11 protein-coding genes and 1 pseudogene are annotated in these 16,743 nt (G+C 74.0%); 5 read left to right on the forward strand and 7 right to left on the reverse strand.

What is annotated here, in order from left to right:
- Positions 1 to 8: 8 nt before the first annotated feature.
- The 6 genes from ACIRSU_RS25885 to ACIRSU_RS25910 form a co-directional block, all read right to left on the reverse strand.
- On the reverse strand, positions 9 to 3,614 hold the full coding sequence (locus ACIRSU_RS25885) for a hydantoinase B/oxoprolinase family protein (RefSeq protein WP_403796591.1): 3,606 nt from the start codon (positions 3,612 to 3,614) through the stop codon (positions 9 to 11).
- The gene (locus ACIRSU_RS25890) at positions 3,611 to 4,498 is read right to left on the reverse strand and encodes an SGNH/GDSL hydrolase family protein (protein ID WP_403796594.1); all 888 of its coding nucleotides are present in this window, start codon (positions 4,496 to 4,498) and stop codon (positions 3,611 to 3,613) included. The genes ACIRSU_RS25885 and ACIRSU_RS25890 overlap by 4 nt, the downstream gene beginning before the upstream one ends.
- Complete coding sequence (locus ACIRSU_RS25895; protein WP_403797487.1) at positions 4,495 to 5,622, reverse strand: glycosyltransferase; 1,128 nt, start codon at positions 5,620 to 5,622, stop codon at positions 4,495 to 4,497. Before ACIRSU_RS25895 ends, ACIRSU_RS25890 begins: the two co-directional genes overlap by 4 nt.
- Before the next feature lie 119 nt (positions 5,623 to 5,741).
- Complete coding sequence (locus ACIRSU_RS25900; RefSeq protein WP_403796597.1) at positions 5,742 to 6,872, reverse strand: glycosyltransferase family 4 protein; 1,131 nt, start codon at positions 6,870 to 6,872, stop codon at positions 5,742 to 5,744.
- Between the two features lie 409 nt (positions 6,873 to 7,281).
- Complete coding sequence (locus ACIRSU_RS25905) at positions 7,282 to 8,703, reverse strand: HEAT repeat domain-containing protein (RefSeq protein WP_403796600.1); 1,422 nt, start codon at positions 8,701 to 8,703, stop codon at positions 7,282 to 7,284.
- A 240-nt stretch (positions 8,704 to 8,943) separates the two neighbouring features.
- Positions 8,944 to 9,342 (reverse strand): ankyrin repeat domain-containing protein, encoded by a 399-nt coding sequence (locus tag ACIRSU_RS25910; protein ID WP_403796602.1) that lies wholly within the window; start codon positions 9,340 to 9,342, stop codon positions 8,944 to 8,946.
- Positions 9,343 to 9,695: 353 nt separating this feature from the next.
- Between ACIRSU_RS25910 and ACIRSU_RS25915 the strand changes: the two genes are divergently transcribed.
- Both ACIRSU_RS25915 and ACIRSU_RS25920 read left to right on the forward strand, forming a co-directional pair.
- Positions 9,696 to 9,890 (forward strand): hypothetical protein, encoded by a 195-nt coding sequence (locus tag ACIRSU_RS25915; RefSeq protein WP_389213023.1) that lies wholly within the window; start codon positions 9,696 to 9,698, stop codon positions 9,888 to 9,890.
- A 37-nt stretch (positions 9,891 to 9,927) separates the two neighbouring features.
- Complete coding sequence (locus tag ACIRSU_RS25920; protein WP_403796605.1) at positions 9,928 to 11,550, forward strand: hypothetical protein; 1,623 nt, start codon at positions 9,928 to 9,930, stop codon at positions 11,548 to 11,550.
- Positions 11,551 to 11,807: 257 nt separating this feature from the next.
- Here the strand turns inward: ACIRSU_RS25920 and ACIRSU_RS25925 are convergent, their stop codons facing one another.
- Positions 11,808 to 13,307: a PLP-dependent aminotransferase family protein gene (locus ACIRSU_RS25925; protein WP_403796608.1), complete on the reverse strand. Its 1,500-nt coding sequence runs from the start codon at positions 13,305 to 13,307 to the stop codon at positions 11,808 to 11,810.
- Between the two features lie 140 nt (positions 13,308 to 13,447).
- Here ACIRSU_RS25925 and ACIRSU_RS25930 point away from each other — a divergent pair.
- The 3 genes and pseudogenes from ACIRSU_RS25930 to ACIRSU_RS25940 all read left to right on the forward strand — a co-directional run.
- A pseudogene (locus tag ACIRSU_RS25930) lies at positions 13,448 to 14,074 on the forward strand (YitT family protein); the annotation flags it as partial.
- 227 nt (positions 14,075 to 14,301) lie between these two features.
- A complete protein-coding gene (locus ACIRSU_RS25935) occupies positions 14,302 to 15,066 on the forward strand; it encodes a glycerophosphodiester phosphodiesterase (protein ID WP_403796611.1) in 765 nt (254 codons plus the stop codon).
- Between the two features lie 50 nt (positions 15,067 to 15,116).
- Positions 15,117 to 16,493: an MFS transporter gene (locus ACIRSU_RS25940; protein ID WP_403796613.1), complete on the forward strand. Its 1,377-nt coding sequence runs from the start codon at positions 15,117 to 15,119 to the stop codon at positions 16,491 to 16,493.
- Positions 16,494 to 16,743 lie beyond the last annotated feature (250 nt).

The following is a 16,743-nucleotide window of genomic DNA, read 5'->3' on the forward strand; positions in this document are numbered from 1 at the left end:
AACCCGGCTCACAGCGGTGGCGGGCCGTAGCCCCCGCCGCCGGGCGTGCGGACGACGAGGACGTCGCCGGGGCCGACGTCGGTCGTGTCGACGCCTTCGAGGCGGTCGACGGTGCCGTCGGCGCGCTCCACGGTGTTGGCGCCGAGCGCGCCCGGTTCGCCGCCCGCCATGCCGTACGGGGGGACGCGGCGGTGGCCGGTGAGCAGGGCGACCGTCATGGGCTCCAGGAAGCGGATGCGGCGCTCGACGCCGGCGCCGCCGTGCCAGCGGCCGCGGCCGCCGCTGTCCTCGCGGACGGCGAAGGAGTCGACGCGGACGGGGTGGCGCCACTCCAGGATCTCGGGGTCGGTGAGCCGGGAGTTGGTCATGTGGGTCTGGACGGCGTCGGCGCCGTCGAAGCCGTCGCCGGCGCCGGAGCCGCTGGCGACGGTCTCGTAGTACTGCGTGCGGTCGTTGCCGAAGGTGACGTTGTTCATCGTGCCGGAGCCCTCCGCCTGGACGCCGAGGGCCGCGTAGAGCGCGCCGGTGACGGCCTGGGAGGTCTCGACGTTGCCGGCGACGGTGGCGGCGGGATGGGCGGGGGCGAGCATGGAGCCGGGCGGGACGCGGACGTCGAGGGGCTCCAGGCAGCCGCTGTTGAGCGGGATGTCGTCGGCGACCAGGGTCCGGAAGACGTAGAGGACGGCGGCCATGACGACGGAGGTGGGCGCGTTGGCGTTGCCGTCCTGCTGGGGCGAGGTGCCGGTGAAGTCGAGGACGGCGGAGCGCTGTCGGCGGTCGACGCGGACGGCGACCCGGATGACGGCGCCGCCGTCGGTCTCGTATCGGCAGGAGCCGTCGTGGAGCCCGGCGACGATCCGGCGCACGGACTCCTCGGCGTTGGCGCGCACGTGCCGCATGTAGGCGTGGACGACGTCGAGGCCGAACTGGGCGACGGTCTTGCGGAGCTCCTCGATGCCCTTCTCGTTGGCGGCGATCTGGGCGCGCAGGTCGGCGAGGTTGGTGTCGGGGTCGCGCGAGGGGTAGGGGGCGCCGGTGAGCAGCGCGCGGGTCTCGGCCTCGCGGAACCTGCCGTCGCGGACCAGGAGCCAGTTGTCGAAGAGGACGCCCTCCTCGTCGACGGTGCGGCTGAAGGCGGGCATGGAGCCGGGGGTGATGCCGCCGATCTCGGCGTGGTGGCCGCGGGAGGCGACGAGGAAGCGCAGTTCGCTTCCTGCTTCGTCGAAGACGGGGGTGACGACGGTGACGTCCGGGAGGTGGGTGCCGCCGTGGTACGGGTCGTTGATGGCGTACACGTCGCCGGGGCGCAGCCCGCCCTCGTTGCGGCGCAGCACCTCTTTGATGGACTCGCCCATGGAGCCGAGGTGGACGGGGATGTGGGGGGCGTTGGCGATGAGGTTGCCGTCGGGGTCGAAGAGCGCGCAGGAGAAGTCGAGGCGTTCCTTGATGTTGACGGAGTGGGCGGTGTTCTCCAGGCGCACGCCCATCTGCTCGGCGATCGCCATGAAGAGGTTGTTGAAGACCTCCAGGAGGACGGGGTCGACGTCGGTGCCGGCGGCGGTGCGCGTGGGGCGCGGGGTGACGCGGCGCAGCAGCAGGTGGCCGCCTTCGGCGGCGGTGGCGGCCCAGCCGGGGTCGACGACGGTGGTGGCGTCGGCCTCGGCGAGGATCGCGGGGCCGGTGACGGTGTCGCCGGGGCGCAGCTCCTCGCGGCGGTGCAGCGGGGTGTCGGCGGCCGCTCCGCCGCTGTACATGGTGACGGTGGCGCGGGCCGTGGGGGCGCCCTCGCGGCTGCTTTCGGACGCCTCTGTGGGGACGACGACGGGGCCGTGCGGTCCGGCGGTTCCGACGGCCTCCACGGAGACGGCCTCGACGACGATCGGCACGTCCATGGTGAAGGCGTACCGCTCTCGGTGGAGGGCTGTGAACCGGGTTTTCATCTCTTCTGCCGGAGCGAGCGGCACCGCGAGGCTCGCGTCGGTTTCGGCGTAACGGAGCAGCACGCGCGCGCGGGTGCTGATCGCCTCCTCGGGCAGTCCGTCGGCGCGCAGCTCCTCGCTCGTGCGGTCGGCGAGCTCGGCGCACAGCCGCTGGACGCGCTCGGCCGTGCCGTCGGCGTCGAGTTCGGCCTCGACCGACCGCTCGCGCATGGCGGTGGCGTCGGCGAGCCCGATCCCGTACGCGGAGAGGACACCGGCGAGCGGCGGTACGACGACGGTGTCGATGCCGAGCGCGTCGGCGACGGCGCAGGCGTGCTGGCCGCCGGCGCCGCCGAAGCTGGTGAGGGCGTAGCGGGTGATGTCGTGGCCGCGCTGGACGGAGATCTTCTTGACGGCGCTGGCCATGTTGAGGACGGCGATCTCCAGGAAGCCGGCGGCCACCTGCTCGGGGGTGCGGCCGCCGCCGACCTCGGCGGCGAGGGCGGTGAACCTCTCGCGGACGACGTCGGCGTCGAGCGGCCGGTCGCCGTCGTCACCGAAGACGGCGGGGAAGTGGTCCGGCTGGATCCGGCCGAGCATCACGTTGGCGTCGGTGACGGTGAGCGGGCCGCCGCGCCGGTAGCAGGCGGGCCCGGGGACGGCGCCGGCCGAGTCGGGGCCGACGCGGTAGCGGCTGCCGTCGTAGTGGAGGACGGAGCCGCCGCCCGCGGCGACGGTGTGGATGCTCATCATCGGGGCGCGCATCCGCACGCCGGCGACCTGTGTACCGAGTTCACGCTCGAACTCGCCCGCGTAGTGCGACACATCGGTGGAGGTGCCGCCCATGTCGAAGCCGATGACCCGGTCGAAGCCCGCTTGTCCGGAGGTACGGGCCATGCCGACGACGCCGCCGGCGGGGCCGGACAGGACGGCGTCCTTGCCGCGGAAGTGCGCGGCCTCGCGCAGGCCGCCGTTGGACTGCATGAACATCAGGCGGATGCCGGCGAGTTCACGGGCGACCTCGTCGACGTACCGGCGCAGGATCGGCGACAGGTAGGCGTCGACGACGGTGGTGTCGCCGCGCGGGACGAGCTTGATGAGCGGGCTGACCTCGTGGGAGCAGCTCACCTGGGTGAAGCCGGCGGCGCGGGCGAGTGCGGCGACGCGGGTCTCGTGGGCGGGGTGGCGGTAGCCGTGCAACAGGACGACGGCGGCGGAGCGCAGCCCGTCGCGGTGGGCCGCGGCCAGGGCGGCGGCGACGGCGTCCTCGTCGAGCGGGGTGACGGTCCCGCCGCGGGCGTCGACCCGTTCGGGGACCTCGATCACGCGCGCGTACACGGCCTCGGGCAGCACGATGTGCCGGTCGAAGAGGCGCGGGCGGTTCTGGTAGGCGATGCGGAGGGCGTCGCGGAAGCCGCTGGTGATCAGCAGGACGGTGGGTTCGCCGCGGCGCTCCAGGAGGGCGTTGGTGGCGACGGTGGTGCCCATCTTGACGACCGCGACCCGGTCGGCGGGCACGGCCTCGCCGGGGTCGAGGCCGAGCAGCAGCCGGATGCCGGCGACGGCGGCGTCGTCGGGCCGGGCGGGATCGTGCGAGAGCAGTTTGCGGGTGACGAGCCGCCCGTCGGGGCGCCGGCCCACGACGTCGGTGAAGGTGCCGCCGCGGTCGATCCAGAACTCCCAGCGTCCGGTCATGCCCTCATTGTGGCCGCCAGCGCCTGGGCGAGGGCGTGGTCGGCGCGCGCGTCGAGGCGGTCGCGGGTGCCGGTGGCGGAGTAGCGGACCTCGGTGGCGGCGAGCGCGAGCAGCTGGGGCAGCAGGTCGCCGCAGCGGCGTACGACCCAGGCGGTGCCGGCCGTCGCCAGCCAGACGACGGCGTCGGCGCGGGTGGGCGGCGGTTGCCTGGGTTCGCGGGAGGGCGCCGCGCCGTGGGCGAGGCCGCGTTCGCGGAGCAGCGCGTGGAAGGCGGCGGCGATGGTGCGGTGGCCGCGTTCGCCGGGGTGCAGCCGGTCGGCGCTCCACAGGGTGCGGTCGTCGGTCCAGGCGGGCGCGTCCAGGTGCAGATGGACGGCGCCGTAGCGGGCGGACAGTTCGTGCGTGACGGCGTTGACGGCCCGTTGCCGGCGGGCGAGGGGCCGGGCGAGCGGCGCGGGCAGGCCGAGCATCCGCCCGGGATCGGGCAGACAGGCGGTGAGCAGGACGGTGCCGGTCGCGGTGAGTTCGGCGCAGACCCGGTCGAGGCGGCGCGCGAGCAGGCCGATGTCGAAGGTGCGGCGCAGCGTGTCGTTGACGCCGACGACGACGGACGCGAGCTGGGGCCGCAGCGCGAGCGCCGCGGGCAGCTGGGTCTCGGCGACGTCCCGGCTCTGCGCCCCGCTCGACGAGAGGTTGCTGAAGGCGACCTGCCCGTGCTCGCCGGCCAGGCCTTCGGCGAGCAGTGCGGCCCAGCCGCGCCAGGCGTCTCCGACGCGGTCGCCGACGCCCTCGCTGAGGGAGTCGCCGAGCACGACGAACCGGGTGATCCGGGGTGCGGTCGGCGGCGCGGCCTTCTCCTCCACGCCGGAGAGGCCGGCGGTCATCGCGGCGCCTCCTGGCGGGCGTCGTGGGCGGCGAGGAAGGCGGCGGTGGCGCGGGACCAGGAGAAGAGTTCGGCGCGGCCGCGGGCGGCGGCCCGGCGGGCGGGTTCGTCGCGGGCGAGGAGCGTGCGGACGGCGCGGGCGAAGGAGACCGGGTCGTCGGCGGCGCAGGCGCCCGCGTCGGCGACGACCTCGGGGAGCGCGGAGGAGGCGCTGCAGACGACGGGCGTGCCGCAGGCGAGGGCTTCCAGGGCGGCGAGGCCGAACGTTTCCGCGGGCCCCGGGGCGAGGCACACGTCGGCCGCGGCCTGGAGGTCGGCCAGCTCCTCGCGGTCGCCGACATGGCCGAGGAACCGGACCGGAAGCCGCTGCTCCCGGGCCCGCCGCTGCAGGGCGCCGCGCAGCGGTCCGTCACCGGCCACCACGAGCGCGGCCCGCAGCCCCTGCGCGCGCAGCACGGCGAGGGCGTCGAGGGCGGTGCCGGGGCGCTTCTCCACGGAGAGCCGGGAGCACATCACGAGCAGCGCCCGCTCGCCGGCCGCGTACCGCGCCCGCAGGACGGCGCTGCGCCGCCCGGGCCGGCAGCGGTCCAGGTCGACGCCGAGCGGCGCCCGGACGACGTTGCGCGCCCCGATCCGTACGAACTCCCGCTCCGCCCACTCGGTGGTGCAGACGATCCGGGAGTACACCCACGCGGTGCGGCGGTTCAGCCGGTCGGCCGCCCGGGCCGCGACCGGTGCCGGCAGGCCCCAGGTGCGGAGCACGCCGTCGGCGGTCTCGTGGGAGACCATCACGGAGGGCACCCGGGCGCGCCGGGCCCACTCCCCCGTCCAGCGCAGGGTGGTCCGGTCGGAGACCTCCAGGCGGTCGGGGGCGAGCTCCTCCAGGAGCCGGCGCAGCCGGCGGCGGTCGGCGAGGACGCGGTAGCCGCCGGTGCCGGGCAGCTCGGGGCCGGGCAGGGTGATCACCCGGCCCTGCGCGGTCTCCCGGTCGCTCGGCCGGTCGCCGGGGACGACGAGGACGGGTTCGTGACCGGCGGCCAGGTAGCCGCGGCCGAGCTGGTCGAGAGCGGTGCGCAGGCCGCCGGAGGTCGGGGTGACGAAGTTGGCGAGCCGCACGATCCGCAACGGGCCTCCGGCGCTGTCGCGCGTGCCGTGACGGTCGCCGTGCCGCGTGCCGTCGCCTCGCTGCCCGCCCTGGTGGTTGCCGTGCCGGTGGCCGCGAGGGGTGTCATGGCGGGTGTCGGTCACGCCGCCACCGCCGTCCGCTCCCGCAGCACCTCCAGGTAGTGGCCGATCAGCTCGTCGCCGACCGCCTCCCAGGTGCGCTGTTCGACCGCGGCGCGCCCGGCCCTGCCGTATGCGGCCCGGAGCGTCGGTGCGGCGGCCAGCGAGGCGACGGCCTGGCGCAGCGCGTCCGCGTCCTCGGGCGGGACGAGGAGTCCGGTGCGGCGGTGGGCGACCAGGTCGAGGGGGCCGCCGGCGGCGGGCGCGACGACCGGGACGCCGCTCGCCATGGCCTCCTGCACGGTCTGGCAGAACGTCTCGTACGGGCCGGTGTGCGCGAACACGTCGAGCGAGGCGAAGATCCGCGCGAGCTCGTCGCCGGTGCGGCGGCCCAGGAAGACGGCCCCGGGCAGGGCCGCCCGCAGCCCCGGCTCGCTGGGGCCGTCGCCGACGACCACGACCCGTACCCCGGGCAGCCCGCACACCGCCGCGAGCAGGTCCACCCGCTTCTCGGGCGCGAGCCGCCCCACGTACCCGAAGAGCGTCTCCCCGCCCGGCGCGAGCTCGCGCCGCAGGGCCGCGTCGCGCAGCTCCGGCCGGAAGCGCGCGGTGTCGACCCCGCGCCGCCAGATCCGGACCCGCCCGATCCCGTGCGCCTCCAGGTCGCGCGCGGCGGCGGTGGAGGGCGCGAGGGTCCGGTCGGCGGCGCCGTGCACGGCCCGCAGCCGGCGCCAGGCGGCGGACTCGCCGCCGCCCACGTACGTACGGGCGTAGCCGGCGAGATCGGTCTGGTAGACGGCGACGGCGGGCAGCCCGAGCCGGGCGGCGGCGTTCATTCCGCGCACGCCGAGCACGAACGGGCCGGCCAGGTGCACGAGGTCCGCGCGGTGCGCGGCGATGGCGTGGGACACCCGGCGGCTGGGCAGCGCCACCCGCACCTGCGGATAGCCGGGCAGCGGCAGCGACGGCACCCGCACGACGGGGCAGGGTGCGGCGGCGTCCGGGTCGCCGGCGGCGGTGACGGGGACGGCGGGGGCGACCACGAGCGGGGCGTGGCCGCGGCGGACGAGGTGGCGGGCGGTCTGCAGGGCGGTGTGGGCCACACCGTTGACATCGGGCGGGAAGGACTCGGTGACGATGACGACACGCATACGGGTGTTCTCGTCGCGTTCGGCGTGTCCCCGTCAAAGTGGATCTGGACGGGCGGGGAACGTCCCATGAGCGTTTACCGCGCCGAGGGCACGGGGGACGCCGACGCCCGCGCGGCCGCGGGGGTGGCCGGAAAGCGGCCACCCCCGTCGTACCGCGGAAACGCGGAGCCCCGAGGGGCGTGCGGATCCTAGGGGGTGTCTTGTCGATCAGGCCGGATCAGGGAGCGGCGTCTGGTGCATGGGGTCTCCCCAGGCCCGCAGGGCCTAGGGGACGCATCGCAAGGCGGAGGAGGGAGTCCATGCGGAGCATCGGCGACCGACGACAACGCGGCGAGGCGCGGTGCTGGGGGCACCTCCCAGGCGAAGCTCTGGGGGAGTCGCGAGCCCGGCATGATCGGCGAGACACCCCCTAGACCTGGAGGTCCAGGTCCGGTCCTATCCGCTGGCGCACGGCCGTCTGGACCTCCGCCTCCTCGGCGGGGTCGACGGCGAGGCGGCGCAGTCGCTCGGCGACCCGGACGTCACCGGTCTCGGCGTGCAGGGCCGCGACCTCGCGGGTGGTCTCCTCGCAGTCCCAGAGGCATTCGACGGCGAAGCCGGTGGGGAAACCGGCGTCCGTGGCGGCGAGGGCGCGGGCCGTGCGGCCGCGCAGCTCGGAGGAGGCGGTCTCGCGGTAGACGTGGCGCAGTACGGGCGCGGCGCAGGCGATGCCGAGCCGGCCGGCGCCGTCGACGAGGGGGTAGAGCGCGGGGGCGTCGGGGCCCTGGGAGCGGATCGTCTCGCGGAGGGCGCCGAGGACGAGGGGGGAGTCCTCGGAGCCGCCGCGGCAGGCGAGCGTCCCGGCCGCGGCGGCGCCGAGCGCGTCGGGGCGGTGGATCCAGCCGCGGGCGCGGTCGACGGCGGCCTCGCCGCTCATCCTCCCGTACGCGGTGACGGCGGCGTCCGCGACGGTGCGCGGGCCGTCGTTGACAGCGAGTTCGACGAGGTCGAGGACGGCGGGGTCCTGGGCCTCGGCGAGGTAGTGCAGGGCGGCGCAGCGGGCGCCGTCGGGGCCGCTGCGGGCCGCGTCGAGGATCGTCCCGCGGTCTTCGGGGCCGGCGACGGCGACCAGGCAGCGGGCGGCGGGCAGATGCAGCTCGGCGCCGCGTTCGTGGCCCTCCTGGGCCCAGTCGAGGACGGCCCGGACGCTCCAGCCGGGGCGCGGCCCGGTCGGGGTCAGCTGCCGCTGCCAGCGGTCGAAGGAGCCCTGTTCGCGGGCGGCCCGGATGCGGGCGCCCACGGATGCGCGCGGGTCCTCGGCCCACAGCCGCCACGGCCGCGGCTCGTAGGCGTCGCGGACGGTGGCGGCGAGCTCGGCCTCGCCCTCGGGGGTGGCCGGGAAGCGGGCGAGCACGGGCAGGGCGAGGGCGCGCAGGCCCGCGTCGTCGTCGCGCAGCGCGAGCTCGTCGAGGGCCCAGGCCCAGTTGGTCCCGGCGGCGGCGTAGCGCCGCAGGAGCAGCAGGGCGTCCTGGCGTCCGTACGAGGCCAGGTGACCGAGGACGGAGAGCGCGAGCCCGGTCCTGGACTCCTCGTCGTCGAGGTGGTCCTCGGCGCCGAAGAGGTGTGCCTCGATCTCCTCCAGACCTCCGGCGAGGTCCAGGTAGAGCCGGGCGTAGTAGAGGGAGCGGTTCTCGACCCGCCAGTCCTGGCGCGGGTCGTCGAGAACGCAGTGGTTGAGGGCCGCGAGGGCCTCGGCACGTGGCGCGGCGAGCGCATGCAGGGTGCCGTCGCCGCGGCCCCGCTGCAGCAGACCGAGCAGGGTGCCGCTCGGCGCTATGACTGGATCGAACATGGAAGACGCCTCACATCAAGCTGTCGACACGACCGGGGGGAATCCGGGATGAACCGGGTCAGGCTGTTCGCCTAGGCCGTGCGGCAACATGTCGGCCGCCCGTCGTCCTGCGCTTGCCAGTGACCATCTTCCTCTGCCTCTCGTCGGTGGCCCCATCCGGGCCCGACGTCATGATGACCCACCCATTTCGCCACCGCGACCACATTTACGGCACCGTCTCACCTGGGGTTCAGCCCGCGTTCACCGAGCTCCGAACAGTTCCAGGAGTTCGGTCTTGCCAAACATCCGCGCGGTGTCCACGGCGGACGGAGTCCCGGCTTCCGGATTCGCCCCGCCGGCGAGCAGGGCCCGGACGACGGTGTCCTCGCCCTTGAAGACGGCACCGGCGAGCGGGGTCTGGCCTCGGTCGTTGGCGCGGTCGGCGTCGGCGCCGCGGGTCAGCAGGGCGGTCACGGCCTCGGCGTGGCCGTGGTACGCGGCGAGCATGACGAGCGAGTCGCCCTTCTCGTTGCTGAGGTTCGCCGGGACACCGGCGTCGAGGTACGCGGCGAGGGTCACCGCGTCGCCGGTGCGCGCGAGGTCGAAGACCTTGGAGGCCAGCTCGACGACCTCGGGGTCCGGGGTCTCGTTCTCGCTCATGGTTCACAACCGCCCTTCGTGCTTGACCTGCCGCCTGCCCGGCCTGCTATCTGCCCGGCCTGCTGCCTGCTTGACCTGCGACGCACGGCAAGCGCGGCCGTACGAGTGAATCGACAGGGTACTGCCCGCGACACGACATGAGGCGGCGTGTCCGCGGCAAGGATGATCGCGGTCCACGACGGCGGGGCGCACTATCGCAAACCATGCGATTCGCCACCCGGAGAGGGGCCCGGCGTCCGCCGGTCAAGTGAAAACGCGAATGATTCACCCATTTGCACCTTTAGTCATATAGATACTTGCCGTGAACTTGGAAGGACTCATCGTGACTGTCCCCTCAATCAGGAGAACCGCTCATGATCCTGTCCTTCTCAGTCGTCGTCCTGCTCGGCATCGTCTCCTTCCTGTTCTTCAAGAAGGACGGCCTCAAGGTCTCGCACGCGCTGGTCTGCTCGCTCTTCGGGTTCTACCTGGCGGGCACCGCCATCGCGCCGAGCATCACCGCCGGCGGTCAGAGCCTCGCCAGCCTCCTCGGCGGGATCAAGTTCTGACGCCTCTCCACCCCTTCCACCCCTCCAGGAGTACGACGTGGCCCGGCGACCACTCCCCCGCATTCTGAGCAGCGGCACCGCACAGATCGCTCGCAGCCGAGAGATCGCGCGCACGGCCGCCGACAGCGCCACCGACGTGCTCCATCCGCTGATCACCATCTCGCGTGGTCTGCGGAAGCTGGCCGCGACCGCGCGCGCCAAGTGGGCCGCGACCCCCAAAGAACGGCGTGGTCCCACGCTGTTCCTGGTCGCGGCCTGCGTCCTCGTCGTCGCCCTCGTGCCGTACGGACCGCTCCTCGCGCTCGTCGCGCTGATGGGCGCGGCCGCCTGGCAGGGGCGGGAGCGCCCGGTCGTCAAGACCGGACCCGACGACGCCGAGGTCGCCCGGCTCCAGGGCCTCTACGAGGCCCTGGTGCCCTATCTGTCGCTGCCCGAGGACCCCGAGCCGCTCTTCACGCACGGCGGCGACTGGGCCGCCGCCTTCGCGGACCACGCCTTCGACGAGGACGGGCGGCTCACCCGGCTGCGCATCTCCTACCCCCCGTACTTCCCCGACGGCGAGCCCGCCGCCCGGGCGCGCGTCGAGCAGCTGCTGCACGCCAAGTCGGGGCGCGGCCGCGAGTACCTCTTCGAGTGGGACGAGGAGGGCAACCGGCTCACGATGCGGGTGCTGCCCGCCCTGCCCACCACCATCGCCGCCCAGCGCTTCGTCACCGTGCCCGGCGAGACGGTGCTCGGCTTCACCGACGCCGACGCCGTGCAGCGGACCGTGCCGGTCCGGGCCTCCGACGGCACCGAGGACGCCCCGGCCGTCGTCTGGCGCACCGGCCCCCGCTCCACCGAGCCGCACCTGCTCGCCGTCGGCCAGCCCGGCAGCGGCACCACCTCCCTGCTCCGCTCGATCGCTCTCCAGGCGCTCCCGCACGGCGACGTCCTCGTCATCGAGGGCGGCGGCACCGGCGAGTACGCGTGCCTCGTCGGCCGGGACGGCGTGCTCGCCGTCGAGTGCGGCCTCACGGGCGCCCTCGCCAGCCTGGAGTGGGCCGCGCACGAGACCGAACGCCGGCTCGTCGCCGCCAACCGGGCCCGCCAGTCCGGCCACCCGGCTCCCGAGGACACCCGGCGCCCGCTGTGGATCCTGCTCGACCGGCCGAGCGTCCTCGGCGACCTCGCCGCCGCCGACGGCCGCCCCGACCCGCAGGACCTGCTCCAGCTGCCGCTCCGGCACGGGCGCGCCGCCCAGGTCACCGTGGTGGTCGCGGAACAGTTCGACAGCCTGGACACGCTGACCGAGACGGTACGGAGCCACACCCGCGCCCGGGTCGTGCTCGGCCCCGCCGCCCCCGACCAGATCGCCGCGGTCCTCGGCACCCGCCCGCACACCACCCCGGTCCCCGACGTCCCGCCCGGCCGCGGCTACGCCCGCCTCGGCACCGGCCCGGTCCTCCGCCTCCAGGTGCCGGCCACCCCGGACCCGTACGACGACGCCACCAGCGAGGCGCACCGCCAGGCCGTCCTGGAGCTGCTCCCCGAGCGCCGGACGACCGCGGGCTCGGCCCCGGAGCTCGGCCTGGAACCGGACCTGGACGCGGACACGGCCCCGACGCTGCGCAAGGAGCCGGGGGCGGCGGTGCCGTCGCCGGTGCCGGCGGAGGGCTGAGGCCGGATCGGATAGTGGATGCGGGATGTCGGATCCATGGCGTTGGATCCAACATCCCGCATCCCGGATCCCGGATCCCGCATCCTGGATCCCGCATCCTGGATCCCGGATGTTGGATCCCGGATGTTGGATTCCGGACTCGGGATGTTGGATCCCGGACTCGGGATGTTGGATCCCGGATGTTGGATACGGAAGAGGGCGGCCGCACGTGATCGGTGCGGCCGCCCTCTTCGTACGCCCTGCCGCGTACCCCGCCGTCAGGCCACGAAGGAGCGGGGGCTCTCCACGCCCGCCCCCGCGCCCGACTCGACCAGGCGGGCCGCGGCGGCGAGGCGGGCGGCCGCCTCCTCGGCGACCGGGCCGCTGACCGTGAACGGCAGCCGGATGTAGCCCTCGAAGGCGCCGTCGACGCCGAACCGCGGGCCCGAGGGGACCCGGACGCCGACCCGCTCGCCCACCTCGGCGAGCCGCGAGCCGGAGAGACCGCCGGTGCGCACCCAGAGCGTGAGGCCGCCGCGCGGCACCTCGAACTCCCAGTCGGGCAGCTCCTTGCGGACGGCGGCCACCAGGGCGTCGCGGTTCTCCCGGGCCTGGGCGCGGCGCAGGGACACGGCCTGCTCCCAGCCGCCGGTGTGCATCAGCCAGTTGACGCCGAGCTGCTCCAGGACGGGGGTCCCGAGGTCCGCGTAGGCGCGGGCGGCGACGAGCGCGCGGATCACGTCGGGCGCGGCCCGCACCCAGCCGATCCGCATGCCCGCCCAGAACGCCTTGCTCGCCGAGCCCACGGTGAGCACGGTGGCGCCGGACGGGTCGAAGGCGCAGACGCGGCGGGGCATCTCCAGGTCGTCGTCGAGAAACAGCTCGGTCATGGTCTCGTCGACCACGAGCACCGTGCCGGCCGAGCGCGCGGCCTCGACCAGCTGGCGTCGCTGGTCCTCGTCGGCGAGGGCGCCGGTGGGGTTGTGGAAGTCGGCGACGACGTACGCGAGGCGGGGCGCCGCATCCCGCAGGACCTGCCGCCAGCGGGCCAGGTCCCAGCCGCGCAGCCCCTCGGCCATGGCGACGGGGACGAGCCGGGCGCCGGTCTCGCGCATGAGCTGGAGGATGTTCGCGTACGACGGGGACTCCACGGCGATCCGCTCGCCGCGGCCCGCGAAGAGATGGCAGATCGCGTCGATGGCACCCATGGCGCCGGTGGTGACCATGATCTGCTCGGGCATGGTGGGGATACCGCGCTCGGTGTAGCGCTCGGCGAGCATCTGGCGCAGCGCGGGCAGCCCGGCCGGGTAGTCGCCGTGGGTGTGCGCGTACGGCGGCAGTTCCTCGAGGGCGCCCTGGACGGACCGGGTGAGCCAGGGCTCGGGCGCGGGCAGCGCGGCGCAGCCCAGGTCGATGAGGGAACCGAGGGACTCGGGCGGCAGTGGTTCCAGGCCGCGGGCGGGCAGCGGGTTGCCGGCCGGGACGGCGGTCCAGCTGCCGGCGCCGCGCCGGGACTCCAGGAAGCCTTCGGTGCGCAGCGCCTCGTAGGCGGCGGCTACGGTGGTACGGCTGACGGTGAGGGCGAGCGCGAGCTCGCGCTCGGCGGGCAGCCGGGCGGCGACCGGGACGCGTCCTTCGAGGACGAGCAGCCGGATGCCGTCGGCGAGGGCGCGGTAGGCGGGCGGCTTGCGTGCGCCGGGCGTGGCGGGCCTGGTCTGCTGGGCCTGGAGTTGCCGGGCGAGCTGCGCCGCACCCACGGCCGAAGTCCACTGGGCCATGGAAATCAGTCCACCTTCCGCGAATTGGCCATGGTTGGCGTGATGCCCCCCGCCACAGAGTGGCATGCGCCAGTCCACCTGCACCACCCGGGCCCTCATCCACGCCCTGGTTCGACGCCATCACCCAAGGGGGCATTTCCTTGTCCATCGCCTCCGGTCTCCGCGGCCGGCACCTCACCCGCCGGCTCGTCCAGCTCTACGCCGGCCTCACGCTCTACGGGGTCAGCTCGGCGCTGCTCGTCCGCGGCGGCCTGGGCCTGGAGCCCTGGGGCGTGCTCCACCAGGGCATCGCCGAGCGCGCCGGGCTCAGCATCGGCGTCGTGTCGATCATCGTCGGCGCGATCGTGCTGCTGCTGTGGATACCCATCCGGCAGAAGCCGGGCCTCGGCACGGTCTCCAACGTCTTCGTCATCGGCCTCGCGATGGACGGCACCCTCGCGCTCGTGCCGGAGACGGACGGCCTGCCGACCGGAATCGCCCTGATGGTGCTCGGCATCGTCCTGAACGGCGTCGCGACCGGCCTCTACATCGCGGCCCGCTTCGGGCCCGGCCCGCGCGACGGTCTGATGACCGGCCTGCACCGGCTGACGGGGCGGTCGATCCGGCTGGTCCGGACCGCGATCGAGGTGGCGGTGGTCGCGACGGGCTTCCTGCTCGGCGGTTCGGTGGGCGTGGGGACGGTCGTGTACGCGCTGTCGATCGGCCCGCTGGCGCAGTTCTTCCTGAAGGTGTTCGCGGTGGCGGAGCCGGATCCTGGATCCGATGTCCGGGAGGTTGGATCCACGATCCAGGAGGCTGGAGCCACGATCCAGCAGGTTGGATCCACGATCCCGGAGCTTGGATCCACGATCCACGACGCTGGATCCACGATCCCGGAGCTTGGATCCACGATCCACGACGCTGGATCCACGATCCCGGAGGTTGGATCCAATCCTCACGTTCCGGCGTTCAGCCCGTCTACCGCCGAGTAACCCGGGCAGGCCATACTGCGCCCGTGACTCGCGAACGCCACCCCTACCTCGACCACCCGGCCACCCTCCCCTTCGCCCACCGTGGCGGCACGGCGGACGGTCTGGAGAACACGGCGGCCGCCTTCCGGCGGGCCGCCGCTGCCGGTTACCGCTATTTCGAGACCGATGTGCACACCACCGCGGACGGCCGGCTCGTCGCGTTCCACGACTCGACGCTGGACCGGGTGACGGACGCCAAGGGCCGGATCCGGGATCTGCCGTGGTCGGAGGTCCGGCAGGCGCGGGTGGCGGGCAAGGAGCCGCTGCCGCTCTTCGCGGACCTGCTGGACGAGTTCCCGGAGGCCCGCTGGAACGTGGACCTGAAGGCCGAGTCCGCGCTGGTCCCGCTCGTCGAGCTGATCCGCAGGGCGGATGCCTGGGACCGGGTCTGCGTGGGCTCCTTCACGGAGTCCCGGATCGCGCGGGCCCACAAGCTCGCCGGGCCGCGCCTCGCGACCTCGTACGGCGTGAAGGGTGTCCTGGGCCTCCGGCTGCGCTCGCTCGGGATCCCGGCGGCGCTGCGCGCGGGCGCCGTCGCCGCGCAGGTGCCGGAACGGCAGGCGGGCATCCCGGTGGTGGACCGCCGCTTCGTCCGGGAGGCGCACGCGCGCGGCCTGCAGGTCCACGTCTGGACCGTGAACGAACCGCAACGTATGCACGCCCTCCTGGACCTTGGCGTGGACGGCATCATGACCGATCATCTGGAGACGCTGCGCGACGTCCTCACGGACCGAGGACTGTGGTTCTGAGCGCGCGGACCACCACGGGGACCCACGGGGACGAACGAAAGGGCGCGGCCTTGACCGACGTCGACACGACCGAGCAGCGGGACGACGGCCAGGCCGCCGATCCGGCCGCCCGGCGGCGCGAGCAGCACGGCTGGTATTTCTACGACTTCGCGTGCTCGGTCTATTCGACCAGCGTCGTCACGGTCTTCCTGGGCCCGTATCTGACCGCGATCGCCAAGGCCGCGGCGGACCGGGACGGCTTCGTCCACCCGCTCGGCATCCCGGTGCGGGCCGGTTCCCTCTTCGCGTACTCCGTCTCCTTCTCCATCGTCGTCGCCGTCCTGGCGATGCCGCTGGTCGGCGCGGCGGCGGACCGTACGGGCCGGAAGAAGCCGCTGCTCGCGGCCTCGGCGTACGTGGGCGCGGCGGCCACGACCGGGATGTTCTTCCTGGACGGGCACCGCTATCTGCTCGGGGCGTTCCTGCTCATCGTGGCGAACGCGTCGCTGTCGGTGTCGATGGTGCTCTACAACGCGTACCTGCCGCAGATCGCGGAGCCGGACGAGCGGGACACGGTCTCCTCGCGCGGCTGGGCGTTCGGCTACACCTCGGGTGCGCTCGTCCTAGTGCTCAACCTGGTCCTGTTCTCCGGCCACGACTCCTTCGGCCTGTCCCAGGGCATGGCGGTGCGGATCTGTCTGGCCTCGGCCGGGCTCTGGTGGGGCGCGTTCACGCTGGTGCCGCTGCGACGGCTGCGCGACCGGCGGACCGAGCGCGCGGACGGCGGACACGGTGAGGGTGCGGTCGGCAGCGGCTGGAAGCAGTTGGCGGCGACACTGCGGGACATGCGGCGGCATCCGCTGACGCTGTCGTTCCTGCTGGCGTACCTGATCTACAACGACGGGATCCAGACAGTGATCTCGCAGGCGTCGGTGTACGGCTCCGAGGAGCTGGGCCTGGACCAGACGACGCTGATCACCGCGGTGCTGCTCGTGCAGATCCTCGCGGTGGCGGGCGCCCTCGCGATGGGGCGGCTGGCCCGCTCGTACGGGGCGAAGCGGACCATCCTCGGCTCGCTGGGCGTGTGGACGACGATCCTGGCGGCCGGCTACTTCCTGCCCTCCGGGGCGCCGGTGGCGTTCTTCTGCCTGGCGGCGGCGATCGGCCTGGTCCTGGGCGGCAGCCAGGCGCTCTCGCGGTCGCTTTTCTCACACCTGGTGCCGCGCGGCAAGGAGGCGGAGTACTTCTCCGCGTACGAGATGAGCGACCGGGGGCTGAGCTGGCTGGGTCCGTTGGTGTTCGGTCTCGCGTATCAGCTGACCGGGAGCTACCGGGATGCCATCATCTCTCTGGTGATCTTCTTCGCCGTCGGTTCCGTGCTGCTCGCGCGGGTCCCGGTGAGGCGCGCGGTGGCCGAGGCGGGCAACCCCGTACCTGCCCGGATTTAGACGCGGAAGTGAATGGGCGGTAGTGTACGCCTTTGGCCTGCCAGGCGGACCGTTACTGCGTGCTGACTTAGTGAAGACGCTAGGTGACATCTGCTGCCAGATGTGACAAAACGGGCAATGGTGGGTACAAAAACGGGCGGCACGACGGGCGACGCATGACCGGGAACGGGAATCTTTACCGCCGACCGGACGTTGACCGGATGACGACGACAGCGACACCTGTCCTGTGGGCGACAAGCCCGGGAGGCAC

Origin of the sequence: Streptomyces sp. NPDC101160, from assembly GCF_044768205.1 — a bacterium.
Lineage (GTDB): Bacteria > Actinomycetota > Actinomycetes > Streptomycetales > Streptomycetaceae > Streptomyces.